The organism is Streptococcus sp. HMSC072D07 (genome assembly GCF_001814835.1).
In the GTDB taxonomy this organism is placed as follows: domain Bacteria; phylum Bacillota; class Bacilli; order Lactobacillales; family Streptococcaceae; genus Streptococcus.
This window is the reverse complement of record NZ_KV818078.1, coordinates 15,313-30,729: the sequence shown is the minus strand read 5'-3', so window position 1 is coordinate 30,729 and position 15,417 is coordinate 15,313. Positions and strand designations below refer to the sequence as shown.

The 15,417-nt window shown below is 41.6% G+C and carries 23 protein-coding genes; 12 read left to right on the top strand and 11 right to left on the bottom strand.

Going from position 1 to position 15,417, the window contains the following annotated elements; all coding sequences use genetic code 11:
* Nucleotides 1–18: 18 nt before the first annotated feature.
* From HMPREF2991_RS11385 to nrdR, 8 genes are all read right to left on the bottom strand, one after another.
* Nucleotides 19–309, bottom strand: coding sequence for a hypothetical protein (locus HMPREF2991_RS11385; protein WP_070568329.1), 291 nt, complete (start codon nucleotides 307–309; stop codon nucleotides 19–21).
* Nucleotides 310–441: 132 nt separating this feature from the next.
* On the bottom strand, nucleotides 442–1,038 hold the full coding sequence (locus HMPREF2991_RS08035) for a LemA family protein (protein ID WP_000812473.1): 597 nt from the start codon (nucleotides 1,036–1,038) through the stop codon (nucleotides 442–444).
* 160 nt (nucleotides 1,039–1,198) lie between these two features.
* Entirely contained in the window at nucleotides 1,199–2,065 is an 867-nt protein-coding gene (locus tag HMPREF2991_RS08030; RefSeq protein ID WP_070568326.1) for a TPM domain-containing protein, read from the bottom strand.
* A gap of 228 nt (nucleotides 2,066–2,293) precedes the next feature.
* Nucleotides 2,294–3,604 carry a ribosome biogenesis GTPase Der gene (gene der, locus HMPREF2991_RS08025; RefSeq protein ID WP_070568323.1) on the bottom strand — a complete coding sequence of 437 codons (1,311 nt, stop codon included), beginning with the start codon at nucleotides 3,602–3,604 and terminating at the stop codon, nucleotides 2,294–2,296.
* 13 nt (nucleotides 3,605–3,617) lie between these two features.
* A complete protein-coding gene (locus tag HMPREF2991_RS08020) occupies nucleotides 3,618–4,331 on the bottom strand; it encodes an NADPH-dependent oxidoreductase (RefSeq protein ID WP_070568320.1) in 714 nt (237 codons plus the stop codon).
* Nucleotides 4,328–5,224, bottom strand: a complete 897-nt coding sequence (gene dnaI, locus HMPREF2991_RS08015; protein WP_000446485.1) for a primosomal protein DnaI — start codon at nucleotides 5,222–5,224, stop codon at nucleotides 4,328–4,330. Before dnaI ends, HMPREF2991_RS08020 begins: the two co-directional genes overlap by 4 nt.
* Nucleotides 5,225–6,388, bottom strand: a complete 1,164-nt coding sequence (locus HMPREF2991_RS08010) for a DnaD domain protein (RefSeq protein ID WP_070568317.1) — start codon at nucleotides 6,386–6,388, stop codon at nucleotides 5,225–5,227.
* On the bottom strand, nucleotides 6,389–6,862 hold the full coding sequence (nrdR, locus tag HMPREF2991_RS08005) for a transcriptional regulator NrdR (protein ID WP_001203678.1): 474 nt from the start codon (nucleotides 6,860–6,862) through the stop codon (nucleotides 6,389–6,391).
* A 140-nt stretch (nucleotides 6,863–7,002) separates the two neighbouring features.
* On the opposite strand from nrdR, the gene HMPREF2991_RS08000 reads away from it, so the two are divergent.
* The 3 genes from HMPREF2991_RS08000 to HMPREF2991_RS07990 are packed head-to-tail and all read left to right on the top strand — an operon-like array spanning nucleotide 7,003 to nucleotide 8,812.
* Nucleotides 7,003–7,368, top strand: a complete 366-nt coding sequence (locus HMPREF2991_RS08000; protein ID WP_000119117.1) for a GntR family transcriptional regulator — start codon at nucleotides 7,003–7,005, stop codon at nucleotides 7,366–7,368.
* Between the two features lie 4 nt (nucleotides 7,369–7,372).
* Complete coding sequence (locus HMPREF2991_RS07995) at nucleotides 7,373–8,068, top strand: ABC transporter ATP-binding protein (protein WP_065371347.1); 696 nt, start codon at nucleotides 7,373–7,375, stop codon at nucleotides 8,066–8,068.
* A 15-nt stretch (nucleotides 8,069–8,083) separates the two neighbouring features.
* Nucleotides 8,084–8,812 (top strand): hypothetical protein, encoded by a 729-nt coding sequence (locus tag HMPREF2991_RS07990; RefSeq protein WP_070568314.1) that lies wholly within the window; start codon nucleotides 8,084–8,086, stop codon nucleotides 8,810–8,812.
* A 73-nt stretch (nucleotides 8,813–8,885) separates the two neighbouring features.
* On the opposite strand, the gene HMPREF2991_RS07985 is transcribed toward HMPREF2991_RS07990, so the two are convergent.
* Entirely contained in the window at nucleotides 8,886–9,188 is a 303-nt protein-coding gene (locus tag HMPREF2991_RS07985; protein WP_070568311.1) for a helix-turn-helix domain containing protein, read from the bottom strand.
* Nucleotides 9,189–9,453: 265 nt separating this feature from the next.
* Between HMPREF2991_RS07985 and HMPREF2991_RS07980 the strand changes: the two genes are divergently transcribed.
* Together HMPREF2991_RS07980 and HMPREF2991_RS07975 are read left to right on the top strand one after the other, a co-directional pair.
* Entirely contained in the window at nucleotides 9,454–9,867 is a 414-nt protein-coding gene (locus HMPREF2991_RS07980) for a helix-turn-helix domain-containing protein (RefSeq protein ID WP_070568308.1), read from the top strand.
* Nucleotides 9,864–10,304 carry a hypothetical protein gene (locus HMPREF2991_RS07975; protein WP_070568305.1) on the top strand — a complete coding sequence of 147 codons (441 nt, stop codon included), beginning with the start codon at nucleotides 9,864–9,866 and terminating at the stop codon, nucleotides 10,302–10,304. The genes HMPREF2991_RS07980 and HMPREF2991_RS07975 overlap by 4 nt, the downstream gene beginning before the upstream one ends.
* A 143-nt stretch (nucleotides 10,305–10,447) precedes the next feature.
* On the opposite strand, the gene HMPREF2991_RS07970 is transcribed toward HMPREF2991_RS07975, so the two are convergent.
* On the bottom strand, nucleotides 10,448–11,143 hold the full coding sequence (locus HMPREF2991_RS07970) for an LrgB family protein (protein ID WP_070683818.1): 696 nt from the start codon (nucleotides 11,141–11,143) through the stop codon (nucleotides 10,448–10,450).
* Nucleotides 11,140–11,514: a CidA/LrgA family protein gene (locus HMPREF2991_RS07965; RefSeq protein ID WP_000781325.1), complete on the bottom strand. Its 375-nt coding sequence runs from the start codon at nucleotides 11,512–11,514 to the stop codon at nucleotides 11,140–11,142. Before HMPREF2991_RS07965 ends, HMPREF2991_RS07970 begins: the two co-directional genes overlap by 4 nt.
* 195 nt (nucleotides 11,515–11,709) lie before the next feature.
* Here HMPREF2991_RS07965 and HMPREF2991_RS07960 point away from each other — a divergent pair, with 195 nt between their 5' ends.
* From HMPREF2991_RS07960 to queF, 7 genes are all read left to right on the top strand, one after another.
* A complete protein-coding gene (locus HMPREF2991_RS07960; protein WP_070683816.1) occupies nucleotides 11,710–12,090 on the top strand; it encodes a MarR family transcriptional regulator in 381 nt (126 codons plus the stop codon).
* A gap of 97 nt (nucleotides 12,091–12,187) precedes the next feature.
* Complete coding sequence (locus tag HMPREF2991_RS07955) at nucleotides 12,188–12,409, top strand: DUF4649 family protein (RefSeq protein WP_000570263.1); 222 nt, start codon at nucleotides 12,188–12,190, stop codon at nucleotides 12,407–12,409.
* A gap of 15 nt (nucleotides 12,410–12,424) precedes the next feature.
* Entirely contained in the window at nucleotides 12,425–12,739 is a 315-nt protein-coding gene (gene trxA / locus HMPREF2991_RS07950) for a thioredoxin (RefSeq protein WP_001029581.1), read from the top strand.
* Nucleotides 12,740–12,941: 202 nt separating this feature from the next.
* Nucleotides 12,942–13,595, top strand: coding sequence for a 7-cyano-7-deazaguanine synthase QueC (queC, locus tag HMPREF2991_RS07945; RefSeq protein WP_070683814.1), 654 nt, complete (start codon nucleotides 12,942–12,944; stop codon nucleotides 13,593–13,595).
* On the top strand, nucleotides 13,595–14,038 hold the full coding sequence (queD, locus tag HMPREF2991_RS07940) for a 6-carboxytetrahydropterin synthase QueD (RefSeq protein ID WP_070683812.1): 444 nt from the start codon (nucleotides 13,595–13,597) through the stop codon (nucleotides 14,036–14,038). The genes queC and queD overlap by 1 nt, the downstream gene beginning before the upstream one ends.
* Nucleotides 14,031–14,747, top strand: coding sequence for a 7-carboxy-7-deazaguanine synthase QueE (gene queE, locus HMPREF2991_RS07935; RefSeq protein ID WP_070683810.1), 717 nt, complete (start codon nucleotides 14,031–14,033; stop codon nucleotides 14,745–14,747). The genes queD and queE overlap by 8 nt, the downstream gene beginning before the upstream one ends.
* 17 nt (nucleotides 14,748–14,764) lie before the next feature.
* Nucleotides 14,765–15,256, top strand: a complete 492-nt coding sequence (gene queF, locus HMPREF2991_RS07930) for a preQ(1) synthase (RefSeq protein WP_070683808.1) — start codon at nucleotides 14,765–14,767, stop codon at nucleotides 15,254–15,256.
* Nucleotides 15,257–15,417 lie beyond the last annotated feature (161 nt).

Here is a 15,417-nt window from a genome sequence, read left to right as displayed (position 1 = left end):
TCCATCAATTTTTAATGTTTAATTTCCCAAAAATGCTGGCAATAAGCCAAAGTACAAAAAGAGATTAATCCAGAAGGCCAAGCAAAAGATGATGCCAAAGATAAGAAGACTGATTTTTTTAATCAGCACCGAGTATAGGATGGATAAAACTCCAAAAACCACAAAGAGTTTTTTCATAACGAAATAATATACTGAAACTCCTCCTATTTGCCAATTCCAAGGAAGAAAAAATATGAGGAACCAGAGAAAGCAAATCGTAAGGATATATCTCTTGTAGTGCGCTTCAAGAAAGGCTTTTGTTTTTTCCATAGCAAACCTCCATTTGAGTCACTGTATCTTCCCTTTTATTATACCAAAAAAACCTGGAAAAAGCTTTCCAGGTTCGGGTTTGAAATCACTAGTCATGCTAGAGAAATTCCTTTATTCATAGGCTGATTCACATTATTGACTTGATGAAGATGTTCCGAAATCGACCTTAGGAACTGTCTTAGCTTCTTCTGTTTCTTTGAAGGTTTCAGCTTCTTTAAAGTTCATCATATTCGCAAAGAGCACGGTTGGAAAACTTCTCAACTTTTGATTGTACTCAGCTGCGACTTTATTATAATCCTTGCGTGCTACAAAGATACGATTTTCACTTCCTGAAAGTTCCACCATTAGTTGCTCAACATTTTGATTGCTCTTGAGTTCTGGATAATTCTCCGTCAAGGAAATCAAGCGGGAAAGAGCAGAGCTCAATTCTCCCTGAGCCTTTTGGTTTTCTTCCGAAGTTACTGAGCTACTACCGATTTTAGCTCTAGCATCCGCAATCTTGGTAAAGACTTCGGTTTCATGATTCATTTGTCCTTTAACGGACTCCACCAAGTTACCAATCAAGTCCGAACGACGTTGGAGGGCTGTCGAGACATCGGCCTGAGCCTGCTCCACTTTAGTCTGTTCACCAACTAGACCATTATAGGTCGTCACTGCGGAACAACTTCCCAGAACTAGTAGTCCAAAGAAAATCGCTACTATTGAGAGAATTACTTTATTTTGTTTCATATCAAAACCTTAACACTTTCTTTTATCAACTTTTCTGAGAAAATACTCAGATTTTAAATCAATTTCCCAAACTTTGTTTTTATTTTTAATTAAGGAGTGAACTCTTGCAAAGGAGTCACCTTACTGTATGGAGAAATCGGTTTGAGCAATATATGATCACTCACCAGTCATCAGACGAACCACCGCCATCAAAGCCACCGCCGTCCCAGCCTCCAGATGAATCGGAGCCCGAGTCAGACCAAGAAGAACCTGAGTCAGACCAAGAGGATCCTGAGTCTGATGAGTCGCCGCCCCACCAGCCACCGCCAGAATCATCTCCACGTGAACCACGACCACCAAATAGAAATCCGATAATCATCACGATGAAGTAAATGAGAACTCCAAATACGATAACTCCGTCACTCGAACTGCTTTTTCGATGACGTCTCGAAGAACTACTCTCACCAGCATACCTTTCAAGTTCCCTTAAGCGACTAGAGTTGGTAGTATAGTCGTAACTACTTTTAGAACTTGAAGCAGTCGTACTCGATCCACTATAGAACATGTAGTTGAGATTATTGACTATTGAGAGAACACCCTTGTTATAGTCACCATTTTTAAAGTAAGGACGTGCTGTTGTCAAGAACCTGTGAGTCTGATAGTCAGTGATCTTACTGGCCACATTATTACTGGTTTCAATCCGTGATTTTCTATCTTGGACTGCTACTACAATCAAGACACCGTGCTTGTCTCCCGAGTAGCCAATCTTCCAAGCCCTAGCTGTTTCATTGGCTACAGTCTCGATTGTTTCTCCATCTAGGCTTTTCACAACGTAAACACCCATCTGGAATTTTTCTGATTTTTTACTATTGACATTATTCAATTCCCGAATCTGACTTATAGTCTCATCCGTTAAATAATGATCCGGGTCATAGATCCCGTACTCTGGTTTTTCAGGTGCTGTGAATGCTGACAAGAAGAGAAAGACCATCAGCAACCCAAGCAAGCGAACCAACAAACTATGTTTAAATAATCTGCTTTTTTTCATAATAACCTCCCTGATAAAGGAAAATTGATTTAAGGAATTATAGCATTTTGATTTTTACAAAGAAAGTGCATTTTCATTACAAATAGATTACAAAAGCTAGGAAAATGATTGAAATTTGATGACATATTCTCCTCCAATTTGGCAGGTTCTTTTCTCCCCTTTTAGTATAGAAAAAAGAAGACTATGAAGTCTTCTTTTAGTTTATTTTTGTAGAAAAACAAGCATGGTTTACTTTCGTTTTCTCGCGATCAAGTGAATCGGTGTTCCCTCAAAGACAAAGGCCTTTCGGATTTGATTTTCCAAGAAACGCAAGTAAGAGAAGTGCATGAGTTCTTCTTCATTGACAAAGATGACAAAGGTTGGTGGCTTGGTTGCAACTTGGGTAGCGTAGAAAATCTTGAGGCGTTTTCCTTTGTCTGTCGGTGTTGGGTTGATAGCAATGGCATCCATAATGACATCATTCAAGACTGCTGATGGAATCCGTGTGTTTTGACTCTCGCTAATTTGCTTGATCATATCAGGCAGTTTATGGAGACGTTGCTTGGTAAGAGCGGATACAAAGACAATCGGTGCATAAGGCAGATATTGGAACTGCTCACGGATATCTTCTTCCCATTTCTTCATGGTGTGGTTGTCTTTTTCAAGAGTATCCCACTTGTTGACCACGATAATCATCCCTTTACCGGCTTCATGGGCAAAACCTGCGATACGCTTGTCGTACTCACGGATACCTTCTTCGGCATTGAGGACCATCAAGACCACGTCAGAACGGTCAATGGCACGCATGGCACGCATGACAGAGTATTTCTCCGTATTTTCATAGACTTTACCAGACTTACGCATACCAGCTGTATCAATCATGGTAAACTCTTGTCCATCCGTATCTGTAAAGTGGGTATCAATGGCGTCACGCGTTGTTCCAGATACTGGACTAGCAATCACGCGGTCTTCTCCCAAAATAGCGTTAATCAAACTTGATTTTCCAACGTTAGGACGGCCAATCAAGCTAAATTTAATCACGTCTGGATTTTCTTCTTCAACTTCGTGTGGTAGATTTTCCACAATAGCATCCAGCACATCACCCGTACCAATACCGTGGACAGACGAAATTGGCAGGGGTTCGCCCAATCCTAGCGCATAGAAATCAAAGATATCATTTCGCATTTCAGGGTTGTCAACCTTGTTAACGGCAAGGATAACAGGTTTATGGGTTTTATAGAGTTTACGGGCTACGTACTCATCCGCATCTGTAATTCCTTCTTTCCCAGACACTACAAAGACGATGACATCCGCTTCTTCCATAGCGATTTCTGCCTGGTGCTTGATTTGTTCCATAAAGGGAGCATCGACATCGTCAATCCCTCCCGTATCAATCATACTAAAGGAACGATTGAGCCACTCACCCGTTGCATAGATACGGTCACGTGTCACACCCTCGACATCTTCTACGATTGAGATCCGCTCACCAGCGATCCGATTAAATAGGGTTGATTTCCCAACATTGGGACGTCCCACAATGGCAATAGTTGGTAAGGCCATGTTTTCTCACTTTCTACAATAACTTTTTCTGTTCTAGATTCTTCCGAGTTGAACTAGGTTCGGCTTGACCAAACTGCTCTGCCAAACGTTGACTCCAAGAGGTCGTCGCACGCGCACCAGCATAGTCTGCCTGAACTATGTCATAGTCCAAAATCGCTGCTACAGGCTGTTCTTGGTATTCTTCTTCAAATACCACTTGGCTCAAAGGTAATCTTGGTTTGACATCATGTTGTTGATCTGGCACACCGATGGCAATCCCAAAAACGGGGTAGGTATAGTCAGGCAAATTAAAAAGCTCTGCCACTTCTTCCGACTTGTAACGGACCAAACCGATAATCACACCACCATATCCCAGACTCTCAGCCGCAAGCAAGGTATTTTGCCCAGCAAGCGCAGCATCCACAGATGTGATGAGGAGACCTTCCACTCCTTGGGGTTGGAAAGTGTCCGTATGAAGGTTTACTCCCTTTTCAGCTCTGTTCAAGTCACCAACAAAAAGCAAAAAGGCAGCCGACTGGCGAATGGCTTCCTGGGGAACCAATTCATATAAAGCATCTTTCTTCTCTTGGCTGCGTACAAGAATCACAGAGTAGGATTGGAAATTTTTCCAAGAAGACGCCATTTGAGCAGCAGTCAAGATTTCATTTAAGTGCTCTTGAGAAATCTCTTGCTCCTTAAAGCGACGAACTGAAGTATGAGCTTTCATCAGTTTAATGGTTTCCGTCATCGGCGATTCTCTCCTTCTAGTCTTGTCTCCTCAGCCAAATAACGGATTCGTTCCATAACCCGTCTAGCTTCCCAAGTCTCATCATTTCCATTCTTTCCTTTGGCAAAATGTTTTTCCAAATCTTGGAAATTAAAGTTGGAAGTAAAGAAGGTCGGCAAATCTTCCTGCATGCGGTACTGAAGAATGACTTGAAGAATCTCATCACGCACCCAAGGTGTCGACTGCTCTGCACCAATATCATCCAAGACCAATACTTCTGCTAATTTGATCTCATCCACCAAGGTCTTCACTGATCCTTCACCGATGGCATTTTTCACATCAATGACAAAGCTTGGATAGTGGAGAATCGTCGTTGATGCTCCACGTTTTTCAGATAGGTCATGAGCTAAGGCCGCCATCATGAAACTCTTACCGACACCAAAATCTCCGTAAAGATAGAGACCTTTTCGGATACTAGGGTAAAGGTCAACAAAGGCATAGAGTCTCTCAAAAATCGGTAATCGTCCTAGATCATCCAGGTCAATCTGAGCCAACTTCGCTTTCTTGAGACTGGCTGGTAGATTGATCAATTTGAGACGATTCTTAATTGCAGCCTCTTTTTCTGCCGCGATTAGTTCTGGTGTTTCTTCATAAGACACATCCGCATAACCGTGATTCATAACCAAGATAGGCTTGTAGCCACGCGCTATATAGTCCGCATCCCCACGAAGAAACTTGTCACGTTCTGTGATATATTGGTTGAACTTGGAGATGCTACGATTCAACTCCTCTGGACTGAGGGATTCTTTCTGGATAAAAGCCGCCACATCTGGGTCTTTCATAATCTGCTGGACTAAGTCCTGATACTGAAAACGACTTGTCTGACGTTTGATAACGTCACCCACACTTTCCATCTAGTCTCCTCCTTCTTCTAATCGGGCTAACATTTCTTGTTTTTTACGTTCTAGTTCCAGACGAGTTTCCTCGCTGGTTTGATTTTTATATTCTGGATTGCTCCACTTGGGAACATTTGTCTTAGTCGAGCTAGTTTTCAATTTTTTGTCTTCTTGGCCTTTTTGCTGACGCTCTCGAATCCGAAGCACAGCTTCTTCTGCTGTCCGAATTTTTTGATAAGCATAGTCATTGGCGACCTTCATGGCATATTTCTCATTGACATTGGCCGAATCAACCTTGTTAAAGGTTAGAAGCAAGACGATATTGATGACTTCATCCAACAAGCCTAAAGACGCCATCTGGTGAAGGAGTTCTCTTTCACTTTGGGTGATGTTCCCCTTACGCGTTTGCTTGATTTCGGCTAAAAAGTGCAGGGGAGTTTTATTTTTGGCTTCCCTGATAATGGTCATTTCTTTGGGGCTAAAGTCAGAAGTAGCTGGTTTTTGTGCTATCTTTTCACGCATGCGTTTGACAGAAATAACCTGAGCTACAGCTGTCGCCTTAGCTAATTGATAGGTTTCAAACCAGGTCCATTTTTTTTCATCTGCAATGGCGAACAATTCCAAAACATCCGCCTGCTCGTCTTCAAAACGCAAGCCATCTCGAGCCATCAGACGCTGGAAATGTTCCAAGTCAAAATCGTTTTTTAACTTGCTTTTAGACTCGCTTGGGGTCACTTCTTCAGTCAGGGTTGGAAAGACTTGGCTCAAAGAAACAGAGAGTGCTTCTCCCTCACTTGGAGCCTGCTTCATGGAAGCGACTGCAGTATCCCCAATCTTTTTCTCTAATAATCTGCTATAGACAGAATGGCTTAGAAATTCTTGACTGGAAAGGGGAGAATGAAGCTGCAATTCATAAGTTTCCCCCTTCTGATAAAGGGTCAACAAATCCAAAGCAGATAAGACTTTAAAGGATTGGAGCAAGGTCGGCATGCCGAAGTTTAAGTGATTGAGGATGTGGGAAAAGAGATGCTCCTTTTGCCCACCATCCCAAAAGGTAATGGTATATAGATAGAGGCTCAGTGCCTCCTGACCGATAATCGGGAGGTAGCACTGCACCAGAGAAGAGGTATCTTGCGACACCCGATTATTCTTTAGAAAAGAAAAACGGTCATTTGGCTTCATCTATTTTTCCTTTTTCTTTTTTGAGGACTGGGTGATCTGCTGGAGCAGACTCTCCAACTCACTCACATCCTTAAAGCTACGGTAAACACTGGCAAAACGAACATAGGTAATCTCATCCAGCTCCGCCAATTCTTCCATGACTAAAGACCCAATATATTCGCTTTGGATCTCATTCTCACTGCGACTACGGAGTTTTTGCTCGATACGATTGACCACCATGTTGATTTCATCACTTGACACAGGACGCTTCTGGGCTGAGCGGATAATCCCATTAAAGATTTTATCTCTCGAAAACTGTTCTCGCGTACCGTCTTTTTTGACGACGACCAGCGTTCTTTCTTCTACTCGTTCATAGGTTGTAAAACGATGCTGACACTCGTCGCACTCACGTCTTCGACGGATGGTATTTCCTTCTTCGGCTTGTCGACTATCAACAACACTAGACTTGGTAGCCCCACATTTTGGACAACGCATGCATTTCCCTCCTTGTCGTTTTCTTTTCATTATACCATTTTTTGAGCAATTCCCAAAACAATTCTTATTTTTACTTGACAAGTTTTTTGTTTTATTGTATTATTTTATTAGAACAACGAAGACAAAGAAAGGAGACTATGATGTCCTGGTCATTTGATAATACAAAACCGATTTATTTACAGATTATGGAAAAAATCAAACTACAGATTGTTTCCCATGAACTGGAACCCAATCAACAGCTCCCAACCGTGAGAGATTTGGCGAGCGAGGCTGGGGTCAATCCTAATACCATTCAGCGCGCCTTGTCTGACCTCGAACGTGAAGGATTTGTATACAGCAAGCGGACAACTGGTCGATTTGTCACCGAGGATTTAGACCTCATCCTTCAGTCTCGCAAACAACTTTCCGAGGAGCAGCTACAACAATTCGTCTCTTGCATGCTTCAATTTGGCTACAAAAAAGAAGAACTGCCAAATGTATTAAGCGACTATATTAAAGGAGTTTAAAACTATGACACTACTAGCACTTGAAAATGTAACAAAATCATATGGAGCAACCGCGGCACTTGACAATATCTCACTAGAGATCTCAGCCGGAAAGATTGTCGGGCTCCTTGGACCAAACGGATCCGGAAAAACAACCCTAATCAAACTGATCAATGGCCTCCTTCAACCAAATAAAGGACGTGTCCTCATTAACGGACAGGATCCAAGTCCTGCTACCAAGGCGATCGTCTCCTACCTGCCAGACACAACCTACCTCAATGAAGAGATGAAGGTTAAGGATGCTCTAACCTATTTTAAAACCTTCTATCAGGATTTCAATTTCGAAAGAGCCCAACACCTTTTAGCCGATCTCGGTATTGATGAAAACAGTCGCCTCAAGAAACTATCAAAAGGGAACAAGGAAAAGGTCCAACTCATCCTGGTTATGAGTCGTGAAGCCCGCCTCTACGTTCTGGACGAACCAATCGGAGGCGTGGATCCAGCTGCCCGTGATTATATCCTCAATACCATCATCAACAACTATTCCCCAACCTCTACGGTACTGATTTCAACCCACTTGATTTCAGATATTGAACCAATCTTGGATGAGATCATCTTCCTCAAAGACGGAAAAGTCGTCCGCCAAGGAAATGTTGATGATATTCGTTACGAGTCAGGTGAATCAATTGACCAGCTCTTCCGCCAGGAATTTAAAGCCTAAGCAAAGGAGATTATTATGTTTTGGAATCTAGTTCGTTATGAATTTAAAAATGTCAATAAATGGTATCTGGCACTCTACGGTGCGGTACTTGCAATTTCAGTTTTGATTGGAGCTTTTATTAACAGTCTTAGCCAGAGTTACAATCCTAACAATGCTGCTTATTTCATCTTCTTTTTAGTACTAGTCTTTGGAGGACTCAGCGTCACTCTTTGGATTGCAACAATCTTTTTAATCATCCGAAGATTTAAAGGCAGTGTTTATGACCGCCAAGGGTACTTGACCTTGACCTTGCCTGTCTCTGAGCACCAAATCATCACCGCAAAACTTTTAGGCGGTCTTGTCTGGTCCATCTTAAGCTATATTGTCTTTATCTTGAGTATATTGATCATCATCTTCTTAACACCAATAGAAAAAGACTTCACTGCCCTCTATAACTTCATCTCCCCTTACCTCAGCTACGGCTGGCTGTATGCCCTATCACTATTTGTCGGTTCAATCGCATGGATTTTATCCATTTACCTCTCCATCTCTATCGGACAACTCTTTAACGAGTATCGAACAGCTATGGGGATTCTAGCCTATATCGTCATTGCCATCGTCATTGGTTATGTTTCTCTCTTTTTCCGAATTGAAAATAACTTTAACATGATGATTGGTACAGAAATTCTGCGCGATCTCTTTTTATCAGCTATCTACTATCTCGGTACCTACTATATCTTGAAAAACAAGGTTAATTTGCAATAGTTTAAACGTCAAAAAAGGATAACATCTCATCACTGAGAGGCTATCCTTTTCTTTATCTCATTTTCTAACTAGATTAAAAAAATGAATAAGTTCCTTTAATGACATCAAGACTCCAATTTTGTTCTAAATGAGTTTGGATAAAATCTTTTTCTGATTGCGTAAGACTGGTTTTATTCCTGCTACAGCGTTTCTTATTGATTTTATATCGGTTATAGTAATCATAAGCAGAGCGCCCCTCTTTCAGATAGTTGATGACATTGTAGATTGTCTGTTTTGATCTGCCAAGTGAAGTCACAATATCTGAAACTTTTATGTTTTCTTGATAGTAAGCCTCTATCATTACAAGCTCGTTTGTGGTAAGATGAGTATAGGTCATTTATGTTAGTTCCTTTCAGACAAATGTGGTAGTTTATCTGAGCCTAACATAGATGGCTTTTTCTGTCTAGCTTAATTTTACAAATTGGGGGTTAAAAAAAATTGAATTAGGAATATACAAAGTTCTAGTATTTATACTAGAGCTCAGACAGGCTTCTTTTTTGCTATGATTTTTAACAAAAAAACTCTCGTTTTGCCAATAAAAGATGCTTGAAAGTTGGACAAGAAGGCTCTATAATGAGTTCAGGAAAAGAGGTAGGAAAAGTATGATTAGTGAAACGATTGCTCTGCTAAGGAAAAAGTCAGGTTATTCTCAGGAAAAATTAGCTGAAAAAGTAGGCGTATCTCGTCAGACTCTCAGTAAGTGGGAATTGGGTGACAGTTTACCGGATATTATTTCTTCAAGTCGTTTGGCAGAAATTTTTGATATCAGCTTAGATGAGTTGGTTAATGGGGATGTCTCTCCTTTTGCTGCTAAAGCCAAAGAAGGGAAGTATATTTTTGGAACGGTAACTGTTGGTGAAAAGGGACAAATCGTCATTCCTGCACGAGCGAGAAAAATTTTTAACATCCAAAAAGACGACAGCCTTATGGTTTTAGGTGATGTCAATCAAGGCTTGGCCTTGTTGAAGAGCGATTTTTTTATTCAAGCTTTTGAAGAAATGGGGTTAATGAAATGAAAAAATTAACTGGCTTTGGTATTAGCTTTGCAGTGCTTATATTTTTCTTGAATTTGATAGGCTGCTATGATTTTGTCATGGTCATGACGCGTAATCAGACTTATTTTGCAGAACATTATAATTCAGCTATTATGGCTTACTTTAGCCATTATCCTGTTGTCTTTATGATCATATGGTTCAGCCATTTGTTAGCTGCTACCTTGAGTCCGATTTTCTATTTTTTCAGAAGAAAATCAGCCCTTACTTTGGCTGGCCTTGCTTTCTGGGGAGATGCTCTGCTGATTCTATTGACCAGTCTTTTTAGGAATCGCATTCAGGTTTTTGGTTGGCAATTTGTCGTTGATTTGGTTGTTCTAGGATTGCTTGGCCTTTATTATCTGTATTTACGTAAAATATTTCTTAGCACATCAGGAAAAACATCTAGGATTTTAAAATAGTCCTAGGTGTTTTTTGGTTATTTATGTATAGTGAGAGAAGTGATTTTTAACTAAGAATCTGCTTCTGTCTCACTGCTTTTTTGGGAAAGTAAAAACCTATAACATACAATTTGAAAAAGCAAGGAATTTAAGTTCCTTGCTTTTTAACTCAATATCAAACTGGCTACGATGGGGCTTACAAATACGTAGAGAATACCAGTAATACCGATAGCCAAACCACCCATGGCTCCTGCTACAGAACCGTATCGAAAGGCCGTACCCGTTCCGACAGCATGACCTGTTCCCCCAAGGGAAAGCCCAACTGCAACTGGATCGTCAATCTTCAACCATTTCAAAAGGGTTGGTCCGATTACACTAGTTAGAATCCCAGTTGCCACTACGACGACTAAGGTCACAGTCGTCAAACCTTGCAATTTTTCTGTGATTCCCACTGCCATGGCGGTTGTCACTGACTTGGGAAAGAGAGAAATGGCTAGGAAAAAGTCCATGCCAAATATTTTCGCTACTATGGCAGTGAAGCTAGTATTGACAACTACTGCTAGCAGACTGCCAAAGAGAATACTCCGTGCATGGTGCTTCATCAAGTGAAAACTCTTATAAAGCGGAATCCCTAAAGCCACTGTTGACGGAACAATCAAATTGTTCAGATAAACCCCACCTTGATAGTAGTCTTGGTAAGAAATACCTGTCACCTTTAGAAAAATAATGATAAAAACAGCCGACAAAAGCAGGGGCGTTGTCAATGGATGGGGGAAACGTCTGTAAATCAACATCCCCACTAGATAAGCTAGGATAGATAATGCAATCCCAAACAGAGGATTGGATACAAATTCACTCATTTGGCATCTCCTTTCTCATAATCTCCCTCAAATCGTCTCTTGATAAACTGAACCACTAGGGCAATAAGAATAATGTTGATGACAGCCGCAAAAAAGACAATCAAGACGATAGGCAAAAGATAAGGAGCAATCACATCAAACTTTTCCATGATACCTACTGCTGGTGGCAAAAAGAGAATGGTCATATTGGCCAGCAAGAAATTTCCAACCATGTTGACATGTCTGGTCCTTAGCCACTTGAACTGTAAGGCTAGAAAGAGAATAATCAAACCGATAATACTGCCTGGGATGGGCAGATGAAAGAAACTAGAAATTCCCTCTCCGATAAGAGAAATCACAAAGAGAATCATTAATTGAACATATAATTTCATCCTAAACTCCACGAAATAGACTTCTTGCATACCAGTTTACTCTTTTTTCAGAAAATTTCAAGGAAATATCGCAATTCTTCTCTCTTGCAAGGATTAGTTAAAAGTAGTATAATCATTGCATGCGCAATCATCTTGTGTTGTAGAGACAGTCAGTAATGACTTTGTGATTTTACTTTGAAAAGAAAGGAGAAAGCAATGAGCTATTTGGAAAAGTGGTTTGATTTCAATCGTCGTCAGAAAGAAATTGAAGGTCTCTTGGAAGAGACCATTGCCCAGCAGAGTGACCAAAGTCTGACCTTGAAAGAGTTTTACCTGCTCTACTATCTGGACTTGGCCCAAGAAAAATCTCTACGCCAGATTGACCTGCCAGATAAACTTCATCTGAGCCCGAGCGCTGTTTCTCGGATGGTGGCTCGCTTGGAAGCCAAAAATTGCGGTCTACTTAGTCGCATGTGTTGTGATCAAGATAGACGTTCTAGCTTTATCTGCCTGACAAGTGATGGGCAAAAGACACTGGCCTCTCTACAGAAGGCTGTCGAAGAAAGACTGGAAACGAGTCTTGATTTCATTTCTTAATCAGATTTTTTAAAAAAGTTGCGTGCGCAATCATTTTTCTTGACATTCCTCTTTTCAAGGAGTACAATAAAGTCAAGATCGAACAAAGGAGTTTTATATGATCGAAATTACTTATCTAGACGCCAGTAAGCAAGAGAGAACCATGACTTTCGAGTCTTACCAAGACTTTGAACGTTCTCAACACGCCTGCCTCATCGGCGTTGCTGATTACTATACTGTCCAAAAATTAACCTACAATGGTCATGATTTGGACTACCATGGGACTTATGGAGATGTTTTCTTCTATCTCATGAAACAAGATTTAAGCCAATATAACTAAAAAAGGAGAAATACAATGGCAAAAGCAATTACAGATGCAACATTTGAACAAGAAACAAAAGACGGTTTGGTCTTGGTAGACTTCTGGGCAACTTGGTGTGGTCCATGTCGTATGCAAGGTCCAATCTTGGATAAATTGTCTGAAGAACTTTCAGAAGATGTCTTGAAAATCGTTAAAATGGATGTTGATGAAAATCCAAACACAGCTCGTGCTTTTGGAATCATGTCTATCCCAACCCTTCTCTTCAAAAAAGACGGCCAAGTGGTGAAACAAGTTGCAGGTGTTCATACTGCAGAACAAATCAAGGCCATCGTTGCTGAATTGAGCTAATCAAACGAGAGACCAAGTGCTTTATTTGGTCTCTTTTTTCTTGCCCTTTGCCATTTTTCAAAAAATATGCTAGACTGTAGGTAGAATATTACGATGTTTGGGACATGCCATCGCTAAAAAAAACCTCTACTTGGTATTTTTTAGCTCCCCTCAAGGGAGCTTTTTGCGTGCTCTGAACATTTCCCATTTTGGAAGGAGTACTATGAAACGTCAATCAGCCTTGGTCGTCTTTAGTGGCGGTCAAGATTCCACAACCTGCCTCTTTTGGGCTAAAGAACACTATGAAACAGTCGAAGCCGTCACCTTTGCCTACGGCCAACGCCATCATCTCGAAATTCAAGTTGCTAGAGAAATCGCTAAGGAACAAGGCATTCGTCATCACATCTTAGATATGTCTCTGCTGGGACAAATTACTGAAAATGCCCTAACCTCTGATATGGAAATCAAGCAAAAAGAGGGAGAGGTTCCCAATACCTTTGTTGACGGCCGCAACCACCTCTTTCTATCCTTTGCAGCAGTTCTTGCCAAGCAACGAGGCATTAAAGACATCGTGACAGGTGTCTGCGAGACAGACTTCTCAGGCTATCCTGACTGCCGAGATGTCTTTGTCAAATCTCTCAATGTTACCCTTAACCTTGCCATGGATTACGACTTTGTTATCCAAACGCCTCTCATGTGGCTAGACAAGGCTGAAACTTGGGAGTTAGCTGACCAACTCGGTGCCTTTGATTATGTTCGTGAAAAGACCTTGACCTGCTACAATGGGATTATCGGAAGTGGCTGTGGGGATTGCCCAGCCTGCCACCTACGTCAGCATGGTTTAGATGTTTATCTCTCACAGAAAGGAGAGGGCTAATGTTTTTTGCACCCAAAGAAATCAAACAGGAAACTGGGGAGTCTCTTGTCTACAATTCTCACAGAACCTTGGTATCAAAAGAATTTACCTTCGACGCTGCCCACCACCTCTTTCACTATGAAGGAAAATGCAAATCCCTGCACGGCCACACTTATCATCTGCAGATTGCTGTCAGTGGATTTTTAGATGAACGGGGCATGACCTACGACTTTGGAGATATCAAAGCTATCTACAAGGACTATTTAGAACCCCATTTGGATCATCGCTATCTCAATGAAACCCTGCCTTATATGAACACGACTGCTGAAAACATGGTTTACTGGATTTTCCAAACCATGAGTCAAGAGTTGCCCGACGAACGCGGTCTCCGTATGGAATACGTTCGCCTCTATGAAACTCCGACTGCCTTTGCGGAGTTTAGACGGGAGTGGTTAGATGACTAGGGAACGTGTCCTCAAACTACCAGTTCTGGAAATTTTTGGCCCAACCTTTCAAGGTGAAGGCCGTGCTATCGGGCAGAAAACCATGTTTGTCCGCACTGCTGGTTGCGACTACCATTGCGACTGGTGCGACTCTGCCTTTACTTGGGATGGTTCTGAAAAACCAAGTCGTATGACCGCTGATGAAGTCATTGCTGCCTTAGATAAGCTAGGAAGCTACGACTACGTCACCCTGTCTGGGGGAAATCCTGCTATCCTAGCAGCCAACATGGCTCAACTCGTCACCAAGCTCAAGGAACGCGGTGTCACTCTAGCTGTTGAGACCCAAGGCTCCCGCTGGCAAAATTGGTTAAAAGATATTGACCAGGTCACTCTGAGCCCCAAACCTCCTTCATCCAAGATGGAAGTCAACTTTGAAACCTTGGACTTTATCGTTTCCCAACTGGACCCAGGCAAGGTCACCTTTAAGATCCCTGTCTTTGATGATGCCGATTTGGCCTTTGCCAAAGGGATTCAAGAACGTTACCAACCAGATGTTCTTTTCTTATCGGCTGGAAATCCTGAGCCCAAGGCTACAGGCAATATTGTCCAAGACCAACTAGATCGCCTCAAAGAACTCTGGGAACGCGTCGCTGCTGATGATAGCTGGGGCAATGTCCGCGTCCTTCCTCAACTTCATACCCTCCTCTACGACAACCAACGTGGTGTTTAAATTAGAAAGAAAAAATCATGTCACAACAAGAAGAAATGAAAAACCTAAGCCTCCTCGGCAACAAAGAAACCAACTATATTTTTGACTATCAACCAGAAGTTCTCGAATCCTTTGACAATCGTCATGTGGAAAATGACTATTTTATCAAATTTAACTGTCCTGAATTTACCTCACTGTGTCCAATCACTGCTCAGCCAGACTTTGCGACCATTTATATTTCCTACATTCCTGACAAGCTCTGTGTCGAATCAAAATCCCTCAAACTATACCTCTTTAGCTACCGAAATCATGGGGATTTTCACGAAAACTGTATCAACACCATCGGGAAAGACTTGGTCAACTTGCTAGACCCTCGCTATTTAGAGGTATGGGGAAAATTCACTCCGCGTGGTGGTATCTCAATCGACCCTTACTACAACTACGGTAGACCTGGAACTAAGTATGAAGACTTAGCAGAACAACGCCTCTTCCAACACGACCTTTATCCAGAGAAAATTGACAACCGTTAAACTCATACTCAATGAAAATCAAAGAGCAAACTAGAAAGTTAGCCGCAGGTTGCTCAAAGCACTGCTTTGAGGTTATAGATAAGACTGACGAAGTCAGCTCAAAACAGTGTTTTGAGGTTGCAGATGGATGCTGACGTGGTTTGAAGAGATTTTCGAAGAGT

What these genes read in the sequence shown, in the direction of transcription:
- HMPREF2991_RS07960 (WP_070683816.1), top strand. Translation starts at nt 11,710, where the DNA reads ATGAGCTATTTGGAAAAGTGGTTTGATTTCAATCGTCGTCAGAAAGAA.
- HMPREF2991_RS08035 (WP_000812473.1), bottom strand. Translation starts at nt 1,038, where the DNA reads ATGAAACAAAATAAAGTAATTCTCTCAATAGTAGCGATTTTCTTTGGA.
- nrdR (WP_001203678.1), bottom strand. Translation starts at nt 6,862, where the DNA reads ATGCGTTGTCCAAAATGTGGGGCTACCAAGTCTAGTGTTGTTGATAGT.
- HMPREF2991_RS08030 (WP_070568326.1), bottom strand. Translation starts at nt 2,065, where the DNA reads ATGAAAAAAAGCAGATTATTTAAACATAGTTTGTTGGTTCGCTTGCTT.
- dnaI (WP_000446485.1), bottom strand. Translation starts at nt 5,224, where the DNA reads ATGGAAAGTGTGGGTGACGTTATCAAACGTCAGACAAGTCGTTTTCAG.
- HMPREF2991_RS07995 (WP_065371347.1), top strand. Translation starts at nt 7,373, where the DNA reads ATGACACTACTAGCACTTGAAAATGTAACAAAATCATATGGAGCAACC.
- HMPREF2991_RS08010 (WP_070568317.1), bottom strand. Translation starts at nt 6,388, where the DNA reads ATGAAGCCAAATGACCGTTTTTCTTTTCTAAAGAATAATCGGGTGTCG.
- queC (WP_070683814.1), top strand. Translation starts at nt 12,942, where the DNA reads ATGAAACGTCAATCAGCCTTGGTCGTCTTTAGTGGCGGTCAAGATTCC.
- HMPREF2991_RS07990 (WP_070568314.1), top strand. Translation starts at nt 8,084, where the DNA reads ATGTTTTGGAATCTAGTTCGTTATGAATTTAAAAATGTCAATAAATGG.
- HMPREF2991_RS07985 (WP_070568311.1), bottom strand. Translation starts at nt 9,188, where the DNA reads ATGACCTATACTCATCTTACCACAAACGAGCTTGTAATGATAGAGGCT.
- HMPREF2991_RS07955 (WP_000570263.1), top strand. Translation starts at nt 12,188, where the DNA reads ATGATCGAAATTACTTATCTAGACGCCAGTAAGCAAGAGAGAACCATG.
- HMPREF2991_RS11385 (WP_070568329.1), bottom strand. Translation starts at nt 309, where the DNA reads ATGGAAAAAACAAAAGCCTTTCTTGAAGCGCACTACAAGAGATATATC.
- HMPREF2991_RS08000 (WP_000119117.1), top strand. Translation starts at nt 7,003, where the DNA reads ATGTCCTGGTCATTTGATAATACAAAACCGATTTATTTACAGATTATG.
- HMPREF2991_RS07965 (WP_000781325.1), bottom strand. Translation starts at nt 11,514, where the DNA reads ATGAAATTATATGTTCAATTAATGATTCTCTTTGTGATTTCTCTTATC.
- queD (WP_070683812.1), top strand. Translation starts at nt 13,595, where the DNA reads ATGTTTTTTGCACCCAAAGAAATCAAACAGGAAACTGGGGAGTCTCTT.
- queE (WP_070683810.1), top strand. Translation starts at nt 14,031, where the DNA reads ATGACTAGGGAACGTGTCCTCAAACTACCAGTTCTGGAAATTTTTGGC.
- queF (WP_070683808.1), top strand. Translation starts at nt 14,765, where the DNA reads ATGTCACAACAAGAAGAAATGAAAAACCTAAGCCTCCTCGGCAACAAA.
- HMPREF2991_RS07970 (WP_070683818.1), bottom strand. Translation starts at nt 11,143, where the DNA reads ATGAGTGAATTTGTATCCAATCCTCTGTTTGGGATTGCATTATCTATC.
- der (WP_070568323.1), bottom strand. Translation starts at nt 3,604, where the DNA reads ATGGCCTTACCAACTATTGCCATTGTGGGACGTCCCAATGTTGGGAAA.
- trxA (WP_001029581.1), top strand. Translation starts at nt 12,425, where the DNA reads ATGGCAAAAGCAATTACAGATGCAACATTTGAACAAGAAACAAAAGAC.
- HMPREF2991_RS08020 (WP_070568320.1), bottom strand. Translation starts at nt 4,331, where the DNA reads ATGACGGAAACCATTAAACTGATGAAAGCTCATACTTCAGTTCGTCGC.
- HMPREF2991_RS07975 (WP_070568305.1), top strand. Translation starts at nt 9,864, where the DNA reads ATGAAAAAATTAACTGGCTTTGGTATTAGCTTTGCAGTGCTTATATTT.
- HMPREF2991_RS07980 (WP_070568308.1), top strand. Translation starts at nt 9,454, where the DNA reads ATGATTAGTGAAACGATTGCTCTGCTAAGGAAAAAGTCAGGTTATTCT.